14 protein-coding genes and 1 tRNA gene are annotated in these 18,545 nt (G+C 69.1%); 7 read left to right on the forward strand and 8 right to left on the reverse strand.

Features of this window, described 5'->3' with window-relative positions; genetic code table 11:
- Positions 1 to 77 precede the first annotated feature (77 nt).
- Together ABZ906_RS28615 and ABZ906_RS28620 are read left to right on the forward strand one after the other, a co-directional pair.
- A complete protein-coding gene (locus tag ABZ906_RS28615; protein ID WP_361387412.1) occupies positions 78 to 1,472 on the forward strand; it encodes an FAD-dependent oxidoreductase in 1,395 nt (464 codons plus the stop codon).
- A 149-nt stretch (positions 1,473 to 1,621) separates the two neighbouring features.
- Entirely contained in the window at positions 1,622 to 4,849 is a 3,228-nt protein-coding gene (locus ABZ906_RS28620; RefSeq protein ID WP_361387415.1) for a Tat pathway signal protein, read from the forward strand.
- 540 nt (positions 4,850 to 5,389) lie between these two features.
- Here ABZ906_RS28620 and ABZ906_RS28625 read toward each other — a convergent pair.
- Positions 5,390 to 5,463 (reverse strand) — tRNA-Thr (locus ABZ906_RS28625).
- A 182-nt stretch (positions 5,464 to 5,645) separates the two neighbouring features.
- Between ABZ906_RS28625 and ABZ906_RS28630 the strand changes: the two genes are divergently transcribed.
- The 4 genes from ABZ906_RS28630 to ABZ906_RS28645 all read left to right on the forward strand — a co-directional run bounded on the left by ABZ906_RS28630 (position 5,646) and on the right by ABZ906_RS28645 (position 9,843).
- Entirely contained in the window at positions 5,646 to 6,929 is a 1,284-nt protein-coding gene (locus ABZ906_RS28630) for an RNA-guided endonuclease TnpB family protein (RefSeq protein WP_361387418.1), read from the forward strand.
- A 345-nt stretch (positions 6,930 to 7,274) separates the two neighbouring features.
- Entirely contained in the window at positions 7,275 to 8,411 is a 1,137-nt protein-coding gene (ugpC, locus tag ABZ906_RS28635) for a sn-glycerol-3-phosphate ABC transporter ATP-binding protein UgpC (RefSeq protein ID WP_361194362.1), read from the forward strand.
- Positions 8,412 to 8,623: 212 nt separating this feature from the next.
- Positions 8,624 to 9,082 (forward strand): hypothetical protein, encoded by a 459-nt coding sequence (locus tag ABZ906_RS28640; RefSeq protein ID WP_361194359.1) that lies wholly within the window; start codon positions 8,624 to 8,626, stop codon positions 9,080 to 9,082.
- Between the two features lie 26 nt (positions 9,083 to 9,108).
- Positions 9,109 to 9,843: a nucleotidyltransferase family protein gene (locus tag ABZ906_RS28645; RefSeq protein ID WP_361194356.1), complete on the forward strand. Its 735-nt coding sequence runs from the start codon at positions 9,109 to 9,111 to the stop codon at positions 9,841 to 9,843.
- Positions 9,844 to 9,950: 107 nt separating this feature from the next.
- Here the strand turns inward: ABZ906_RS28645 and ABZ906_RS28650 are convergent, their stop codons facing one another.
- The 7 genes from ABZ906_RS28650 to ABZ906_RS28680 form a co-directional block, all read right to left on the reverse strand.
- Complete coding sequence (locus tag ABZ906_RS28650) at positions 9,951 to 11,597, reverse strand: DoxX family protein (protein WP_361387421.1); 1,647 nt, start codon at positions 11,595 to 11,597, stop codon at positions 9,951 to 9,953.
- Between the two features lie 125 nt (positions 11,598 to 11,722).
- Positions 11,723 to 12,682 carry a 23S rRNA (guanosine(2251)-2'-O)-methyltransferase RlmB gene (rlmB, locus tag ABZ906_RS28655; RefSeq protein WP_361201327.1) on the reverse strand — a complete coding sequence of 320 codons (960 nt, stop codon included), beginning with the start codon at positions 12,680 to 12,682 and terminating at the stop codon, positions 11,723 to 11,725.
- 125 nt (positions 12,683 to 12,807) lie between these two features.
- Positions 12,808 to 14,208, reverse strand: a complete 1,401-nt coding sequence (gene cysS / locus ABZ906_RS28660) for a cysteine--tRNA ligase (RefSeq protein ID WP_361201325.1) — start codon at positions 14,206 to 14,208, stop codon at positions 12,808 to 12,810.
- A gap of 90 nt (positions 14,209 to 14,298) precedes the next feature.
- A complete protein-coding gene (locus ABZ906_RS28665) occupies positions 14,299 to 14,703 on the reverse strand; it encodes a PPOX class F420-dependent oxidoreductase (protein WP_361201324.1) in 405 nt (134 codons plus the stop codon).
- Positions 14,704 to 14,860: 157 nt separating this feature from the next.
- On the reverse strand, positions 14,861 to 15,379 hold the full coding sequence (gene ispF / locus ABZ906_RS28670; RefSeq protein ID WP_361201322.1) for a 2-C-methyl-D-erythritol 2,4-cyclodiphosphate synthase: 519 nt from the start codon (positions 15,377 to 15,379) through the stop codon (positions 14,861 to 14,863).
- Entirely contained in the window at positions 15,369 to 16,106 is a 738-nt protein-coding gene (gene ispD, locus ABZ906_RS28675; RefSeq protein WP_361201320.1) for a 2-C-methyl-D-erythritol 4-phosphate cytidylyltransferase, read from the reverse strand. Before ispD ends, ispF begins: the two co-directional genes overlap by 11 nt.
- A 365-nt stretch (positions 16,107 to 16,471) precedes the next feature.
- On the reverse strand, positions 16,472 to 16,954 hold the full coding sequence (locus ABZ906_RS28680; protein ID WP_003953493.1) for a CarD family transcriptional regulator: 483 nt from the start codon (positions 16,952 to 16,954) through the stop codon (positions 16,472 to 16,474).
- A 660-nt stretch (positions 16,955 to 17,614) separates the two neighbouring features.
- Here ABZ906_RS28680 and ABZ906_RS28685 point away from each other — a divergent pair.
- On the forward strand, positions 17,615 to 18,379 hold the full coding sequence (locus ABZ906_RS28685) for a DUF461 domain-containing protein (protein WP_361387424.1): 765 nt from the start codon (positions 17,615 to 17,617) through the stop codon (positions 18,377 to 18,379).
- The last annotated feature ends 166 nt before the right edge of the window (positions 18,380 to 18,545 follow it).

Consider the following 18,545-nt stretch of genomic DNA (forward strand, 5'->3'; position numbering starts at 1 on the left):
CGTATCGGACCCCCCACCGCGAACCCGCACGCCACGACCCTCCCCAAAGCCCCCACCAGCGCAGTAACGTCCGGCGCATGAGCAGCACGATCAACGGCGGCATCTCGTACTGGTATGCGGACAACGGCACCCCGGCCCCCCGTGAACCCCTGCCGGGCGACGAGAGTGCCGACGTCTGCATAGTCGGCGGCGGCTACACGGGCCTGTGGACCGCGTACTACCTGAAGAAGGCCGCCCCCTTCCTCCGCATCACCGTCCTGGAACAGAAGTTCTGCGGGTACGGAGCCTCCGGCCGCAACGGCGGCTGGCTCTACAACGGCATCGCGGGCCGCGACCGCTACGCCCGCCTGCACGGCAAGGAAGCGGCGACCCGCCTCCAGGAGGCGATGAACGACACGGTCACCGAGGTGATCGAGACGGCGAAGGCGGAAGGGATCGACGCCGACATCCACCACGGCGGCGTACTGGAAGTCGCCTACACACCCGCCCAGTTGGCGCGCCTGAAGGAATTCCACGCCACGGAACTCGCGTACGGCGAGAAGGACCGCACCCTGCACGGCGCACGCGAGACGGCCGACCGCATCCGCGTCGCGGGCGCCGTCGGCTCCACCTGGACCCCGCACGGCGCACGCCTGCACCCGGTGAAACTGGTGAAGGGCCTGGCGACGGCGGTCGAGGCCCTGGGCGTCACGATCCACGAGTCGACGCCCGTCACCGAGATCAAGCCGAAGCACGCGATCACCCCGTACGGAACGGTGCGCGCCCCCTACATCCTGCGCTGCACGGAGGGCTTCACGGCATCCCTCAAGGGCCAACGCCGCACGTGGCTCCCCATGAACTCATCCATGATCGCAACAGAACCCCTCTCTGCCGCCCAATGGGAATCAATAGGCTGGGAAGGCCGCGAAACACTCGGCGACATGGCGCACGCGTACATGTACGCCCAACGCACCGCGGACGACCGCATCGCCATCGGCGGCCGGGGCGTCCCGTACCGCTACGCCTCCAAGACGGACAACGACGGCCGCACCCAACCCGCCACGATCGAAGCCCTGCGCTCCATCCTCACCCGCTTCTTCCCGCAACTGGCCGGAGTCGAGATCGCCCACGCCTGGTCCGGCGTCCTGGGCGTCCCGCGCGACTGGTGCGCCACTGTCACCCTGGACCGCGCGACGGGCCTGGGCTGGGCGGGCGGCTACGTCGGCTCGGGCGTGGCCACCGCCAACCTCGCGGCCCGCACCCTGCGCGACCTGGTCCAACAGGACTCAGGCCAAGCAGGCCCCACAGACCTCACGACCCTCCCCTGGGTCAACCACAAGGTCCGCAAATGGGAACCAGAACCCTTCCGCTGGCTAGGCGTCCACGGCATGTACGCCACCTACAACACAGCCGACCACCGAGAACTAACCACCAACACCACAAGATCATCCCGCCTAGCCCAATGGTCAGACAAAATCGCGGGCCGCCACTGACCACCACCACCAGCCAGCACCGGGCGACGGCACCGCCCGCACCCCCGCCCCTCGACCGGCATCACCTGAAATCAGTAGCCCCTCCAGCACCCACTGTCACACCCTTGTGCCACGATCACCCGATCATCCACAAAGCCTGGGGGGGCTCAATGCCTGAACCACGTCCTTCTGCGAGACCCGCGGCGCACGCCGCGCTCTTCCTCGCCCTGGCCGCACTCCTTGCCCTGCTCGTGCCTTCCGCACTGCCCGCGACGGCCGCCCACGCCGCCGAACCGGAGTGCGCACCGCTCGCCCTCGCACCGTTCGGCGATCCCGGAGCCGCGCTCGGCAAGGCCACCGTCGCCCCCGACGCGACGACCTGCTACACCTTCACCACCGCCGAGGCCGGCCTCCACCTGGTCTCGTTCGACGACTCCGGCAACGAAGCGAACACCGAGGTCTACAGCGGCGACACCCAAGTCGACTGCTACGACTCCGAGTACCGCGACGACGGCTGGTGCGACCTCGCCGCGAAGAGCACCTACACGCTGAAGGTCACCAACGACGGCTGGGAGGACGCCGACACCGCGGTCACCGTCGTACCGCTCGGGAGCAACCGCGGCTGCGCCCCGGAGACCGGCACCAACTGGGACCAGCCGACGCCCACCCGTACGTCGGTCAGCCCCGCCGAGATCGACTGCCAGCCCTTCGACGCCGAACCCGGCGACCGCATCCGGCTCACCCGCGGCACCAAGGTCTACGGCGAGTCCATCGCCTGGATCACCGACGCCGGCGGCGCCCGGATCTGCCCGCACTTCCCCGAGGACAACGAGGACAGCTGCGTCCTGCCCGGCAAGGGCCCCTACCGCGCCCTGTCCCGCGTCAAGAGCTCGGAGGACGGCTTCCCCGCCGGATACGCGGTCACCGCCCGCCGCCTGAACGACCCGCAGGGCTGCCCGTCCGCCCCGGTCCGCCCCTACGGCCCGCTGGCCGCACAGGACTTGACCAAGACGCCTTGCTTCACGGTCACCGCGGAGAAGGCGGGCAAGTACCGCTTCGACTCCGTCGACAAGGACGGCGAGACCGGTTCGGTCCGGGTGCACGACAGCTCCGGAAAGACCCTCTGCCGCAACACCGAATCCGCCTGCCGGCTGCCCGCCGCGGGCGCCTACACCGCCTACCTCGACGGCTCGTCCCCCTTCCACGACACCGCGCGCGGCCTGATCGTCCTGGACCGGGCATCCGGCAGCGGCTGCGTGCAGAGCGAGACGGGCTCCCACAAGGGCGAGTTGAGCACGGCAGGACAGTACGACTGCCTGAACCTCCCCGCGCCCAAGGACTCCCGGATCGCGGCGCTCACCCCGCTCAGCTCCTCCGGGGTCGACGCCGACGTGGAGGTCCTCGACAGCGAGGGCACCGAGCAGTGCGACGCGGAGAATCTCGCCGCTGGTGACTGCGCACTCACGGGCACCGCGCCGTACCGCGCCCTCGTGCACGCCGACGGCAGCCCCCGCACGGGCCCGTACACGGTCGCCGTCCACCGCACGGACGCGGCGAACGACTGCCCCGTCCTGCCCGCGGGCAGCTTCGCCGCCGACGGCGCCAAGGCCGCCTTCTCCACCGGCAACGGCGTCTTCTCGCGCTGCCTGACCATCCCGGCGGACGCCCACACCTCGGCCGAGGCCCTGCAACTCACCGCCACCTCCGGTGACGTACCGGCCAAGTTCTCCGTGCTGGACTCCACCGGCAAGCGCGTCTGCGACCGCTACGCCACCACCAACGGCTGGACGCTCTGCACCCTCACGCCGGGCAAGGCCCACACGGTCCTGGTCACCGGCCGCGACCAGGCAGCCGACTACACCCTGACGCGGCGCGACGTGACGTCGACGGCAGCTTCGGCGGGCTGCACGAAGACGACGGCCGCGAAGGTCGGCGGCCCCTCCGTGAAGGGCACATACGGCGCTCCCGGCTCCCTGCGCTGCCACCAGGTCACCACCGCGGCCGCCACGGACGTCCTGCACGTCGACGTACGGGACGCTCTGGGCACCGCCAACATCACCGTCCTCGGTGACGACGGCAAGACCGAGTGCAACCAGCGCAACCGCGCCTGCGCGGCCACCGGAAGCACCACCCACCAGGTCCTCGTCCAGGTACCGACCAACCTGGCCGCAGCACCTCAGTACCGCCTCGACGCCCTGCGCATCGCCACGGCCGAAGGCCCGGCCGCCGAATGCACCAAGGTCCCCTCGATCGCCTACGGGTACGGCCCGATCACCGGCACCCTCGACGAGTCCCGTACCGCGGTGTGCGCGGTCCTGCCCACTGTTGACGGCGACCACTTCGACGCCGAGATCACCGACACGACCGGAGCCGGGACCACGGCGGTCCCCGCGCTCTACAACAACGCGTGGACCAACGGCTGCGCCCTGAGCATCCCGGACGGCTACGTCTGCGGGGTGAACGAATCGCAGTCGAACCCGACGAGGCCTTCCGTCCTGGTACTCGGCCTCCCGGAGAAGGCCGGCACCACGTCCTACCGCGCCACGCTCAAATGCTCTTTCGTCCGCTGTGGCGACGAGAAGGTGACCGTCACCGGCATCACCCCGACCACGGCCCCCGGCGGCACCAAGCCCACACTCACCGTGACGGGCACCGCCATCGACCCCGAGGCGACGGTCCGCCTCACGCAGTCGGGCAAGACCCTCACCGCGAAGACCGAGTCGATCACCGCGGACAACCGCACGCTGAAGGCGACGCTCGACCTGACGGACGTCCCCGCGGGCGCCTGGGACATCTCCGTGCTCGCGGGCGGTTGGTCGTTCGGACAGGGCACCTTCACCGTCACCGAGCCTTCGCCGCGCAACACCACGGCTCCCAAGGTGACGGGAACACCCGCTGTCGGCTCCAAGGTCACGGCCGACCCCGGAAACTGGACGGGCACCCCGTCCTCGTACACCTACCAGTGGAAGGCGAACGGCGAGGCGATCACCGATGCCACGGCCGCGACGTACAAGATCCCGGCAGCGCAGCTGAGCAAGAAGCTGTCCGTCACGGTCACCGCCCACAAGACGGGCCACGAGGACACCAAGGCGACATCTTCGGCAGTCACGGTCACCAAGGGCGCCGCACCCAAGGCCTCGGCGAAGCCGAAGATCACCGGCACCGCCAAGGTAGGCAAAACCCTCAAAGCCACGACAGGCACCTGGTCACCGGCCCCCGTCTCGTACACCTACCAGTGGTACGCAAACGGAACAAAGATCACCGCCGCGACCAAGTCCTCGCTGACCTTGAAGACGACCCAGCGAGGCAAAAAGATCACGATCAAGGTGACAGCCCACCGCACGGGCCACAACAACGGCACGGCAACAAGCAAGGCAACGGGAGCCATCACCTCCTAACCCCCGAAAACACCGCACCCACAAAAACAACGAAGGCCCGGGACACCGCTACGGCGTCCCGGGCCTTCGCCCACAAAAGCCAAGGACAAGCAGTGAGTTGACTGTCAGCAGCCTTCCAGTGGCCAGGTGAGCTGTGCGCACTCAAAGTTCAGCGCTCGAGCACACTGCCGCTGAGGCCAAGTTGGACAGGGCTCACGCTGCACGGCAGGCCGAGCTGGACAGGGAAACAGAGCGGAAGGTGCAACTAGGCGGTTAATCAGTCACGGCAAGCGTGGCTTCGCGCACTGACCAAGCACCGGGCAGCAGCTCTCCTGGAGGAGCCGTGGGTGCTGGACATCACGCTGGCGGAAAGTCAGGTAGGTCTCGCGTTGGATGCGCTCACGACGGAGATGAACAAGTCACTGGCGGACTGATCTTCCAGTACCGGCCGATCGACCGCACAGAGCGCGCCTACGAGACACCTGAACGCAGACACAAGGGTCAAGGACTTCAGGACATGGAGAAGCCCAGGCCAGATGTGCTCTGACCTGGGCTTTCTTGAGCCCCCTGTCGGAATCGAACCGACGACCTGATCATTACAAGTGAACCGCTCTGGCCAACTGAGCTAAGGGGGCATCGCGCACAGCGCAAGACCGCGCCCGAGGCGGTCTCACTCTACACAGCGCGTATTTCCCGAAGCCACAGAGTTGGCCTCCGCCTCGCTCCTCCGCGCCTACGTAACCACCCGCGCACCCGTTCGTTGAACGGACTGACGCGCTGTTCCGACTATCGGACCGCTGGTTGCGAGGAGGGGCACATGAGGAGCGCGGCAAAGAAACCCGGCACCCAGCAGCGCGTCTACCGATATCGCTGCTATCCCTCCGAGGACCAGGCCGCACAGCTGGAGAAGACGTTCGGTGCCTGCCGCTGGGTCTACAACGAAGGGCTGGCCCTGCGTTCAGGGGCCTGGGAGCGGCACAGGGTGAACGTCGGCTTCGCGGAGACGTGCCGGGCGCTGACGGGCTGGCGGCGGGCCGAGGAGACGTCCTGGCTCCAGGAGGTGTCGTCGACGGTCCTGCAGCAGTCGTTGCGGCATCTGGATCAGGCGTACACGCGGTTCTTCAGGGGCGTGTCGAAGTACCCGAAGCGGAAGAGAAAGCGCTGGTCGCTGGATTCGGCCACGTACGTCCGGACGGGGTTTCGCTGGTCGGAGGATCCCGCGCGGCCGGGCACCGGTTCGGTCACGCTGGCCAAGCAGTCGTCGCCTGTGGATGTGCGGTGGTCCCGCCCCCTGCCTGCCCGAACGCTCCCGGTCCGGCTGTCGATGACGCGGGACCGGGCGGGGCGGTACTTCCTCTCCGTACTCGTGGAGGAGGAGATCGCACCCCTGACCGCCGCATTCCTTCCCGGCTCACGGGAGCCGAAGGCCGTCGGCCTGGATCTCGGGCTCGCGTCGCTGGTGACACTCGACGACGGAACGAAGTTGGATCACCCACGGCTGTTGAAGCGGTACGCCGAGAAGCTGGCCCGGTTGCAGCGTGAACTGCACCGCAAGGTGAGAGGTTCGAAGAACAGGGAGAAGGCCAGGCGGCAGATCGCCCGGCTGTACGCACGCATAGGCGACGTACGCAGAGACATGCTGGATCAGTTCACCACCCGCCTCGTGCGCGAGAACCAAGTGCTCGTGGTGGAGGACCTGTCCATCGTGACCCTTCTGCGTCCCGCGCGCGGCAAGGGAAAGCGGCGCAAGGCCAAGCTGAACCGCGCGATCGTCGATGCCGGGTGGGGCGAGCTGTTGCGGCAGCTGCGTTACAAGTGCGCGTGGTACGGCCGGACGCTCGTCGTGGTCGACCGCTTCTTCCCGTCCACCCGCCGCTGTTCGAACTGTCAGGTGAAGGGGCCGAAGCTGGATCTCTCGGCCCGGAGATGGACGTGCGCCGAGTGCGGTGCGGTTCACGACCGGGACGTGAACGCGGCGGCCAACCTCCGCGACGAAGGAATGCGGCTGTACCGGCTGATGGCTGCCGCGCTGCCACCGGGCCGTAAGGCGCCAGCGGTGATCAGGGCATCCGAGATGGAGAAGTGTCTGCCGGCCGCATAGACGCGACTGGCGCGGTACGGACCGACGGGCCGTCGGCCGCAATGCCTGTGGAGCTCGTGTAAGACCGTGCGCGATGGCGGGGCAGCCCGTGGTCCGTCGGCTGTGGGCGGCGAAGCAGGAAGCTGTGGGCCAAAAGTGCGGTGCTCTGGCTAGCTCAGGACACAGACCGAAGATCAGCCGCTCCGCCAAGTCGAAAATTTCCTCGAAGCTCGCGGCTCTCCGGCTACTGACAGACGTGTGGCCCTCGGGGTACGGTCACGAGCAGTTCACCCAGGTGGACTACACCACTCCTCTCTTTACAACGGATCGTCCGGCACGTTCCTGCCGGTGAAGGGGGCCCTCACCATGGCCACTGTTTCGTTCGACAAGGCGACCCGCATCTACCCGGGTGGCGACAAGCCCGCCGTCGACCAGCTCGAGCTCGACGTCGCGGACGGCGAATTCCTCGTCCTCGTCGGTCCCTCCGGCTGCGGAAAGTCCACCTCCCTGCGCATGCTCGCGGGCCTGGAGGACGTGAACGCCGGCGCCATCCACATCGGTGACCGCGACGTCACGCACCTGCCGCCCAAGGACCGGGACATCGCCATGGTGTTCCAGAACTACGCGCTCTACCCGCACATGACCGTCGCCGACAACATGGGCTTCGCCCTGAAGATCGCCGGCGTCAACAAGGCCGAGATCCGCCAGAAGGTCGAGGACGCCGCGAAGATCCTCGACCTCACGGAGTACCTCAGCCGCAAGCCGAAGGCCCTCTCCGGCGGTCAGCGCCAGCGTGTCGCCATGGGTCGCGCCATCGTGCGTGAGCCCCAGGTCTTCCTCATGGACGAGCCGCTGTCGAACCTCGACGCCAAGCTGCGTGTCTCCACGCGTACGCAGATCGCGTCCCTCCAGCGCCGCCTCGGCATCACCACCGTGTACGTCACCCACGACCAGGTCGAGGCCATGACCATGGGTGACCGCGTGGCCGTGCTGAAGGACGGTCTGCTCCAGCAGGTCGACTCGCCGCGCAACATGTACGACCGCCCGGCCAACCTCTTCGTCGCCGGCTTCATCGGCTCCCCCGCCATGAACCTCGTCGAGGTCCCGATCACCGACGGCGGCGTGAAGTTCGGCAACTCCGTCGTGCCGGTCAACCGCGAGGCCCTCTCCGCCGCCGCCGACAAGGGCGACCGCACGGTCACCGTCGGTGTCCGTCCGGAGCACTTCGACATCGTCGAGCAGGACGGCGCGACGGCGAAGTCCCTCTCCAAGGAGACCGAGGACGCCCCGGCGGGCCTCGCCGTCTCCGTGAACGTCGTCGAGGAGCTCGGCGCCGACGGTTACGTCTACGGCTCCGCCGAGGTCGGCGGCGAGCACAAGGACCTCGTGGTCCGCGTGAACGGCCGCCGCGTCCCGGAGAAGGGCACGCAGCTGCACGTCGTACCGCGTCCGGGTGAGATCCACGTGTTCTCGACGTCGACGGGCGAGCGCCTCACCGACTGAGCAGGCGGTACGCAGCGACAGACTGCACACAGAAGGGCCCCGCACCGGAGTGCGGGGCCCTTCCGCGTGCGCCGCGTTGTCGACAAATACCCCGGCAGACCGGTCATTTCGGGTGAGGCCCGTCAACACCGCTCCGGAAAAACATCAATCTCCGTAGCTCGACCGAGTGACGTAATGTCGCCAAATCATCACCGACCGCTACGCTCACCAGCGTGACGCACTCCGCCAACTACACCCAGAAGCAGCGCCGAGCCCACCGAGGCCCCGCCCGACGCATCGGCCGCACGCTCGCCCTCGTCCTGCCCGTGATGCTGGTGCTTTCCGGAACCCTAGCGGTCACCAGCGTCAACTGGTCGGGGAACTCCTCGGATTCGATGCTCACCGCATCCGCCGACGATCTCTCCGCACCGGCCAAGTCCCGTGCCGCGCACGACGTCCTGCGCGACCGCCTCCTCCTGGAACTCCAGGAGAGGAACCCCGGCGTCGCTCTGACCCACCTCCAGCAGGAGGTGAACCGCCACCCGTCGCTCGCCAAGCACTGCGTGTCCATCGCCCGTGCCCTCGGCCGCGCGGCCGCCCAGAAGTACGGCCCGAGCCGTGCCCAGTCCTACTCACGCCCGGTCTGCGACACGTCCTTCGCGACGGGCGTCGCCGCCCACCAGAACGGCTGACGGGGGCGGCACGTAGGGTTTCCGGCATGACCGGTGACCCCGACGCCCACAAGCCCACACAGGCCGTTGTCCTCGCCGGAGGCCAGGGCTCGCGCCTCCGTCCGTACACCGATGACCGGCCCAAGCCGATGGTCGAGATCCCTGGCACGGGGACCCCGATCATCGGCCATCAGCTTTCCTGGCTGGCGGCCGAGGGCGTGACGGACGCGGTCGTCTCCTGCGGCCATCTCGCCGAGGTGCTCCAGGAGTGGCTGGACTCGGCCGACCTCCCCCTGAACGTCACCACGGTCGTCGAGAACGAACCCCTGGGCCGTGGCGGCGGCCTGAAGTACGCCGCCCGCCACCTCCCGCACGCGGACCGCCCCTGGTACGCGACGAACGGCGACATCTGGACCCGCTTCTCGCTGCGCGACATGGCGGAATTCCACGCCGAGCGCGACGCCACCGCGACCCTCGCCCTGGCCCGCCCCCGCATCCCGTGGGGTGCCGTCGAGACGGACGCGTTCGGTCACATCACGGACTTCATCGAGTCCCCGCCGTCCCCGTACCTCATCAACGCGGGCGTGTACGTCTTCTCCTCGGCCTTCACCGCGCTCCTGCCCGACCGCGGCGACCACGAGCGCACCACGTTCCCGCGCCTGGCCCGCGAGAAGAGCCTGGCGGGCTTCCCGCTGCCGCAGGGCGCCTACTGGCGGGCGATCGACACCGCCAAGGACCTCACGGAGGCGGCGAAGGAGCTCGCGGCCCAGACGTCCGGCTGATCGCCGCCCAGACGTCCGGCTGAGCATCACATACGCGTACGTACGGGAGAGGGGCCCCGCACAGACACTGTGCGGGGCCCCTCTCCCGTACGGGCCGGGAAGCCTGCTCAGCCGCCGCCGAGCAGTCCGCCCACGAGCCGTTCGTTGCCGCGGCCCTGGCCGCCGCTGCCGTTCGCGCCGCTCTCGGGCGCACCGCCACCGCTGCCGCCGCCGCTGGACGTGGGTCCCGCGGTGGCCGACGCCGGAGGCTGCTGGGGCGACGACTGCTGTGGCGGGGCCTGTCCCGCGGCGCCCTGCGTCTGGCTCGGCTGTCCCTGGCCGGTGCCCGCGTTGGTCGTCTCGGGGGCCGCGCCCGGCGTGGTCGCCTCTCCGGCGGCGCCCCGCGTGGGGCTTGCGGAGCTGCCCTGCGTCGGCGCCCCGGACCCGGCGGTCGTGGGGCTCTGCGACTGACCCTGGCGCTGCTGCCGCTGCTTGCCGGGCTCTTGGGGAAGCGGTGATCCGGGCAGTTCGTTGCGCGGGGCCTCGCCGGGTCCCGGCACGGTCACGCGGTCGGCGTCGCGCACGGCGCCGCCGAGCATCGAACCGATCAGCAGCGTGCAGCCGATGACGAACGCCCCGACGAGCCCGCCGCGCCGCAGTACCCGGCGCCGCAGCTCCCAGATGTCCACGCGCGGACCGAGCCTGCGCCAGGCCTCGCCGGCGAGGCGTCCGTCGACGGAGTAGACGGGCGCGCCCGCGATGATCAGCGGCGACCATGCGGCCAGATAGATGATGTCCGGCGCGTCGTAGGCGGGGACGGTCTTCCAGCTGACGGTGACCAGGAGCGCGGCGGACAGGAGCACGCCGACGCTGGCCGCGACCCGCTGCCAGAGCCCGAGCACCGTGAGCACGCCGACGATGATCTGGAGGAAGGCGATGCAGAGGCCCGCGCCCACGGGGTGGGAGAGGGCGAACTCGCGCAGCGGCTCGGCGAGGGTCCAGGGGTGCAGCGAGTTGAGCCACTTGACCATGGAGCCGCGGTCGCCGCCGTCGAAGTACACGGGGTCGCAGAGCTTGCCCATGCCTGCGTAGATGGAGATGAACCCGAGGAAGACGCGCAGCGGAAGCAGCACGACGCCGAGGTTCATGCGGCGACCGGGGTAGTAGGCGTGCCGGACGGGGTCGGCCCCGTGGCGTTTGACTACCTGCCGCGCGTCGTCGTCGCCGTCGTCGAACTCGTCTTCGTCATAGGGAAGTCGTTCGTCGAGGTCGCTCTCGGACGCCGGCATGCGCGGAATGAGCCGGGTGCCGGATTCGGGGTTCCGGGGACCGATGACGGCAGGCGTGGCCTGCGTGCTTTCGAGATCGTCGTCGTCGATGCGGGGGATGACCTGGGTGGCGCCTCCGTCGTCGTACGAGGTGCCGCCGACTTCGGCCGAATGGCGCACGCCGGTGCCGCGCACGGCCTGGAGCAGGCCGGTGGCTCCGGGGTCGCCCGGCTCGGACTTGCCGCTCCAGACGACGGGCGAGCGGCGTCGGACGGCGGAGCCGGACGCGGGGATGTGCATGGTGTCGCCGGCATTGCTCAAGTGCCGTGCGATACGCGGGGATTGGGTCCGCTGCGCGGTGGGGAGCTGCACGCGGAAGCTCGCGTGGTTCACGATGACCTGCGCCGGGTCGCTCGGCACCTTCACCATGCTCAGCGCGGGAGCTTCGTCGAACCCTGACGAGCTTCCCCCCGTGGGATTGCGGGGTGTTCTGGTGTCCACACTCATCTAACCGAGTGATGTGTGTTTAGGACACTGCCTTGACCGCGTGGAAATGTCCGGACCGCGTCAAGATCTTCGCCGCACGCCCGCCGGCCCGTGCTGTCCGGGCCGGCCGACGTCCGGGATGACGGCTAGCTCCGGTGCCGGGACGCCTCGTAGAGCACGACGCCCGCCGCCACACCGGCGTTCAGGGACTCCGTGCCGCCCGGCATGGGGATCCGCACGCGGTAGTCGCAGGTCTCGCCGACCAGACGCGAGAGGCCCTTGCCCTCGCTGCCGACGACGATGACCACGGGACCGGACAGCGCCTCGAGGTCGCCGACCTCGTGCTCGCCGTCCGCCGCGAGACCGACGATGGCGAGCCCGTCCTTCTTGTACGACTCGAGGACGCGGGTGAGGTTCGTGGCCCGCGCCACCGGCGTACGGGCCGCGGCACCGGCGGCCGTCTTCCAGGCACCCGCGGTCATTCCGGCGGCGCGCCGCTCGGGGACGACGACGCCGTGCCCGCCGAAGGCGGAGACCGAGCGCACCACGGCACCCAGGTTCCGCGGGTCGGTCACGCCGTCGAGGGCGACGATCAGCGGGTCCTGCCCCTGGTCGTACGCGGCGGCGGCGAGCTCGTCGGGGTGGGCGTACTCGTAGGGCGGGACCTGGAGCACGAGGCCCTGGTGGTTGAGCCCGTTGGTCATGCGGTCCAGCTCGGGGCGCGGGGCCTCCATGAGGTGGATGCCGCCGCGCTCACCGGCGATCTGGAGCGCCTCGCGCACGCGCTCGTCGTTGTCGATGAACTGCTGGACGTAGAGCGTCGACGCGGGCACGCCCTCGCGCAGCGCCTCGACGACGGAGTTGCGCCCGACGACCATCTCGGACGTGCCCTTGCCGCGGCCCTTCACGGCGCTGGGGCGGCGGCCGCCGCCGGGGCCGCCGGCCGCCTTCTTGGCCGCGGCGTTGGCGATGCGGTTCTTCTTGTGTCCCTTGCGCATCTCGGCGGGCGGCGTCGGGCCCTTGCCCTCAAGGCCGCGGCGCCGGTTCCCGCCGCTGCCGACCTGCGCGCCCTTCTTGCCGGACATGCGGCGGTTGTTAGCGGCCATGACCTACCTGTCTCTGTGATGCGTGCGCCTGCCTTCGTACGGCGTGAGGGCGCACTGCGTGAACTGCGTACGTATATGAAGTGTGCCGCCCGGGTCGCCGGGCGGCACATTGCGAGGTCAGACGCTCAGCGCGGGCCGAGAGTCCACCGCGGTCCGTTCGGGCCGTCCTCGATGACGAGGCCGGACTGGTTGAGCTGGTCGCGGATGGCGTCGGCGGTGGCCCAGTCCTTGCGGCCGCGCGCCGCCTCCCGCTGCTGGAGCACGAGACGTACGAGGGTGTCGACGACGCCGTGCAGGTCCTCGCCGCGGTCGCCCTCGCCGGCCCAGTGCGGGTCGAGGGGGTCGAGGCCGAGGACGCCCAGCATGGCCCGCACCTCGGCGAGCCGCTCGACCGCGGCTTCCTTGTCGTCGGCGGCGAGGGCGGAATTGCCCTGCCGGACCGTCGTGTGGACGATGGCGAGCGCCTGCGGGACGCCCAGGTCGTCGTCCATCGCGTCGGCAAAGGCGGGCGGAACGTCGGCGGCGGGCTCCACGACGCCCCCGGCCTTCTCCACCACGCGCTGCACGAAGCCCTCGATCCGCGCGAACGCGGACTCGGCCTCGCGCAGGGCCTCCTCGCTGTACTCGATCATCGAGCGGTAGTGCGGGGTGCCCAGGTAGTAGCGCAGGACGATCGGGCGCCACTTCTTGACCATCTCGGAGACGAGGACGGAGTTGCCGAGCGACTTCGACATCTTCTCGCCGCTCATGGTGACCCAGCCGTTGTGCACCCAGTACCGCGCGAACGCGTCGCCGAAGGCCTTGGCCTGCGCGATCTCGTTCTCGTGGTGCGGGAAGATCAGGTCGATGCCGCCGCCGTGGACGTCGAACTCACGGCCGAGGTACTTGTGGGCCATCGCCGAGCACTCCAGGTGCCAGCCGGGCCGGCCGCGGCCCCAGGGGGTCTCCCAGCTGGGCTCGCCCTCCTTCGCCGTCTTCCACATGGCGAAGTCACGCGGGTCGCGCTTGCCGGTCTCGCCCTCGCCCTCGGGCTGGAGGAGGTTGTCCAGTTCCTGGTTGGACAGCTCCAGATAGCCGGGGAAGGACTTCACGTCGAAGTAGACGTTGCCGTCCGCCTCGTACGCGTGGCCGCGCTCGATCAGGCCGCGCATCATCTCGATCATCTCGGTGATGTGGCCGGTGGCACGCGGCTCGTACGTGGGCGGCAGGCAGCCGAGGGCGTCATAGCCGTCGTTGAAGGCCCGCTCGTTCTCGTACCCGATCGACCACCACGGGCGGCCCTGTTCGGCCGACTTCCGGATGATCTTGTCGTCGATGTCCGTGACGTTGCGGATGAAGGTGACGTCGTAGCCGCGGTAGTCGAACCAGCGGCGCATGATGTCGAAGTTGAGGCCCGACCGGATGTGCCCGATGTGCGGGGCCGCCTGCACCGTCGCGCCGCACAGGTAGATCGAGACACAGCCTTCGACGAGGGGGCTGAAGTCTCGGATCTGCCGGGCGCTGGTGTCGTACAGGCGAATCGTCACCACACCAGGGTAGTGGTCGCAGGACAGTGCCCTGCGACCTCCGGGGTCAACAGGGCACGGAACTGTGACATGCGCGGGTGCGGGAGGGCCTCAGAGGCGGCCGACGACCTTGCGCGGGGTGACGCGGACGACGACGCGGGTGTCGTCGTTCGCGGAGGCCGGGTTGAACTCCGCGTACTTCTTGCCGGTGTACTTCAGTGCCAGCTCGTCGATGAGCTCCTGGCCGCCCTCGGTCGTGATCGACGCCTCGCCGCGGATCTCGGCGTACGTGTACGGGGCGTCGAACGGCTGGACCAGCACCGTCACGCGCGGGTCGCGGCGCAGGTTCTTCTCCTTCTGGCGACCGATCGTGGTGGAGAAGAGCAGGTCGTCGCCGTCGCGCTTCACCCAGACCGGTGAGACCTGGGGGCTGCCGTCGGGCTGGATCGTGGCGACGGAGATGAACACGGGGGTGTCGAGCAGGGCCTTGAGCTCGTCGGACAGTGCGGCGGACATGAAGGGTGCCTCTCTCTCGTACGTCGACTCCGTACACCTACGGGTGACGTGGGACTGCTGTCGGGGTTGGTTACCGATACTGCTGTCGGGGTGCGTTACCGATACTGCTCCAACGCACCCCGCCGCAGCGGCATTTCACCCGTACCGGGGAAGCCGGTCAGCCGGTCCTTACGACCAGGGCCGTGGCGATCGCGGCGAGGCCCTCGGCGCGGCCGGTGAGGCCGAGGCCGTCCGTCGTCGTGCCGGAGACGGCGACCGGGGCGCCCGCGGCGGCGCTCAGCGTCTTCTGCGCCTCGTCCCGCCGCTTGCCGATCTTGGGCCGTACGCCGATGACCTGGACGGCGATGTTGCCGATCTCGAAGCCCTCGGCGCGCACGATCCTGGCCGCCTCGGCGAGCAGCGTCACTCCGGAGGCGCCGGACCACTCGGGCCTGCTGGTGCCGAAGTGCGCGCCGAGGTCGCCGACCCCGGCGGCGGAGAACAGGGCGTCGCAGGCGGCGTGCGCGGCGACGTCCCCGTCGGAGTGGCCGGCCAGGCCCGCGCTCTCGCCCTCCCAGAGGAGCCCGGCGCACCACAGCTCCCGCCCTTCCTCGAAGGCGTGCACGTCGGTGCCGATGCCGACCTGCGGGAGCGTGACGCGCGGCTGCTGCTGCGGCTGCTGCTGCTCAGAAGCCATCGTTGGCCCTCCTGCGGGCGAGTACGGCCTCGGCGAGGACGAGGTCGAGGGGCCGCGTCACCTTGAAGGCCTCTTCGTGGCCGGGCACGACGACGACCTGGAGCCCGAGCTGCTCGACCATGCTGGCGTCGTCCGTGACGTTGTCGGTGACCGTCGCGTGGGCGCGCACGAGGGTGTCGCGGTCGAAGCCCTGCGGGGTCTGCACGGCGCGCAGGCGGGCCCGCTCGGGGGTGGCCACCACGGGCTCGGGACGGCCCGGCTCCTTGGGGTCACCCGGCTCGACCTGCTTGACGGTGTCGGTCAGGGGCAGCGCGGGGACGACGGCGGGTGCGCCCTCGCGGACGGCCTCGATGACTCCGTCGACGGTGTCGACGGGCACGAGCGGGCGGGCCGCGTCGTGCACGAGGACGACGCCGATGCCCTCCGGCAGGGCGTCGAGGCCGAGCTTCACGGACTCCTGGCGGGTTTCGCCGCCGGGAACCACCAGGAAGTCGGTGCGCTCGGGCAGCGCGTGGTCGGCCAGGAGCGTCTTGACCTCGGCGGCGCCCTCCGGCGGGGCCACGACGACGACGAGCGAGACGGCGCGGGATGCGGCCATGGCCCGTACGGCGTGAATGAGCATGGGCGTGCCGTTCAGCGCGCGGAGCGCCTTGGGGGCGCCCGGGCCGAGCCGTACGCCGCGTCCTGCGGCGGGGATCACGACTGCGGTGCGGGATTCCTCAGACATCGCTTCCGTTCAGGTTTGTGTGCTCGGGCGAGGTGGGTATGGCCACAGCGAGCCGCCGGGCGCGAGCCTTGACCGGACCCTTCCGTGACATCTGGTCGAGTCGATTGAACGCGCCCGGCACGCATGCTGAGCACCATCGAGCAGGACTCGAGCACGACGCGAGAGCACTACGTAAGAATTCAAGAACTGGGTCTTCGAGAAGGCTGGGTCTTCGAGAAGAACTGCATCCGGCGAGAACTGCGTCCGGGGTTCAACCGTGTCCGGGTACGAACATGCCGCAGCGCCCGGCGACACCATTGAGGGTCAGCGGGCACCGCGGCATTCATGGCGCCAAGACGTATGCGTACGCGTATGTCAGGACGCGATCAGGACGCGAGGACCTCGTCGAGCAGAGCCTCGGCCTTGTCCTCGTTCGTGTTCTCCGCGAGGGCGAGCTCGCTCACCAGGATCTGGCGAGCCTTGGCGAGCATGCGCTTCTCGCCCGCGGACAGTCCGCGCTCACGCTCACGACGCCACAGGTCACGCACGACTTCCGCGACCTTGATGACATCGCCCGAAGCGAGCTTCTCGAGATTTGCCTTGTAGCGACGGGACCAGTTCGTGGGCTCTTCGGCGTACGGCGCGCGCAGTACCTCGAAGACCCGGTCGAGCCCGTCCTGACCGACCACATCACGTACGCCGACGAACTCCGCATTGTCCGCAGGCACACGTACCGTCAAGTCGCCCTGAGCGACCTTCAGCACCAAGTAGGTCTTGTCCACGCCTTTGATCTGGCGAGTCTCAATGGCCTCGATCAGCGCGGCCCCGTGATGGGGATAGACCACGGTGTCGCCAACCTTGAACGTCATGTGACAGGTACCCCTTCCGTGGCTATCCATCCTAACACGAGAATCGCCTCTTCTGAATGGCGTTTTCGCAGGTCAGGGCATATCTCGGGGCTTGACAACTACAACAGGAACGTGCTGCGGAAGGCTTCCGGAGCGAGGTATTCGCAGGTGGGAGCGGCTCTCCGGGGGAGCAGAAACACGCCCGTCACACGCCCTCCGAGAGCGCTCCAAGAGGCTGAACGTCCCGGTTTGCCGGGTTCAAGACGGTGAACTTCCGCTACTCCGTTCGGCGACCGGAGAGACGTACGACTCCGTCTTCGGCGTGAATCCGGAATTGATCAAGAGCCCCCGGTGATCAATTTCCCGGACTTCCCCGGACCGCCATGCATTCCTTACCGGAAATCCGCAAGGCGGGCCCCGATGACGCTTGACGGCGCTTATGTGAATGGTGAACGAGAGGCCAATGACATGCACGTGACGGCAGTGACGGGTGTGGCGGGACTCAGCCAAGACACAGGCGGGGCTCAGGTGGTCCGGGAGTGGCTCGCGTGCCGTAGGGGCGGGTCGGGTGCGGTGGCGCGGGGGCGGCTCGGTAACCTAAGGCCGCTGACACACACTTAGGACGGCTTTACGGCCGTCCGCCCCTCCCGTACCGCCCTCGTTCAAGGAGTTGCCGCCGCCGTGAGCCGCAGCCTTCGACGTGGCGCAATCGCCGCCACCGCCATCGCGTTCTCGCTCGCGTCGCTCGCCGCGTGCGGCGCCGGTAACAACGCCCAGACGCACGAGATCAAGCCGGACAACGCAGCGACGTCCGTCGGCGACATCAAGATCCAGAACGCCATGGTGATCACCCAGCCCGACCTGAAGTCGACGGGCCCCGCGGTGATCGCCGCCACGGTGTTCAACACCGGCCGCACCGACCAGACCCTGGACGAGATCTCGGTCGACGGCACGGGCAAGAAGGCGAAGATCACGCCGGGCAAGGACGACAAGACCTCCAAGAAGGGTGGTCCGCTGACCATCCCCGCGGGCGGTTCCGTCGTCATCGGCGGCAAGGACAACGCGTCCGCCGTCCTGCCCAGCAGCCGCGAGGCCGTCAAGGACGGCAACGCGCAGGCGGTCAACTTCGTCTTCAGCAAGACCGGTGACGTGAAGATGAAGACCTTCGTCGTGCCGGCCGAGAGCTACTTCAAGAAGTGGGGCCCGAGCGAGGTTCCCGAGGCTCCGGACGGGAAGCCGTCGACGAAGCCGTCCGGCTCGACGAGCGGTGAGCCCTCCGAGGGCACCACGCAGGGTGCGACCGAGGGCGCGACCGAGGGTGGCGCCGGTAGCCCCTCGAACAAGCCGTCGGGCAACGCCACCGCCGAGGGCCAGAACACGTCCGGCGCGGGCGACGCCGGTACGCAGGACGCGGGCACCACGGCGGGCGCGGGCAACCAGCGCTGACGCCGACTGGCTCAGACAGCCGCAGACAGACACCAGACAGACGCAGGAGGGGCGGGAACCCGGTGCCGGGTTGACGAAGCGCGGCGGGCGCGATGCCAAGCTTGCGAAAGAGTTCCGCGATGCTCTGAAGGCTGAAAAACTGCAGTACGTCCTGGTGAAGGCGAAC

Origin of the sequence: Streptomyces sp. NPDC046925 (assembly GCF_040644915.1) — a bacterium.
In the GTDB taxonomy this organism is placed as follows: domain Bacteria; phylum Actinomycetota; class Actinomycetes; order Streptomycetales; family Streptomycetaceae; genus Streptomyces.

What these genes read in the sequence shown, in the direction of transcription:
- ABZ906_RS28645 (WP_361194356.1), top strand. Translation starts at nt 9,109, where the DNA reads ATGACCGGTGACCCCGACGCCCACAAGCCCACACAGGCCGTTGTCCTC.
- ABZ906_RS28665 (WP_361201324.1), bottom strand. Translation starts at nt 14,703, where the DNA reads ATGTCCGCCGCACTGTCCGACGAGCTCAAGGCCCTGCTCGACACCCCC.
- ugpC (WP_361194362.1), top strand. Translation starts at nt 7,275, where the DNA reads ATGGCCACTGTTTCGTTCGACAAGGCGACCCGCATCTACCCGGGTGGC.
- ispD (WP_361201320.1), bottom strand. Translation starts at nt 16,106, where the DNA reads ATGTCTGAGGAATCCCGCACCGCAGTCGTGATCCCCGCCGCAGGACGC.
- ABZ906_RS28680 (WP_003953493.1), bottom strand. Translation starts at nt 16,954, where the DNA reads ATGACGTTCAAGGTTGGCGACACCGTGGTCTATCCCCATCACGGGGCC.
- ABZ906_RS28630 (WP_361387418.1), top strand. Translation starts at nt 5,646, where the DNA reads ATGAGGAGCGCGGCAAAGAAACCCGGCACCCAGCAGCGCGTCTACCGA.
- ABZ906_RS28615 (WP_361387412.1), top strand. Translation starts at nt 78, where the DNA reads ATGAGCAGCACGATCAACGGCGGCATCTCGTACTGGTATGCGGACAAC.
- ABZ906_RS28620 (WP_361387415.1), top strand. Translation starts at nt 1,622, where the DNA reads ATGCCTGAACCACGTCCTTCTGCGAGACCCGCGGCGCACGCCGCGCTC.
- rlmB (WP_361201327.1), bottom strand. Translation starts at nt 12,682, where the DNA reads ATGGCCGCTAACAACCGCCGCATGTCCGGCAAGAAGGGCGCGCAGGTC.
- ispF (WP_361201322.1), bottom strand. Translation starts at nt 15,379, where the DNA reads ATGGCTTCTGAGCAGCAGCAGCCGCAGCAGCAGCCGCGCGTCACGCTC.
- ABZ906_RS28650 (WP_361387421.1), bottom strand. Translation starts at nt 11,597, where the DNA reads ATGAGTGTGGACACCAGAACACCCCGCAATCCCACGGGGGGAAGCTCG.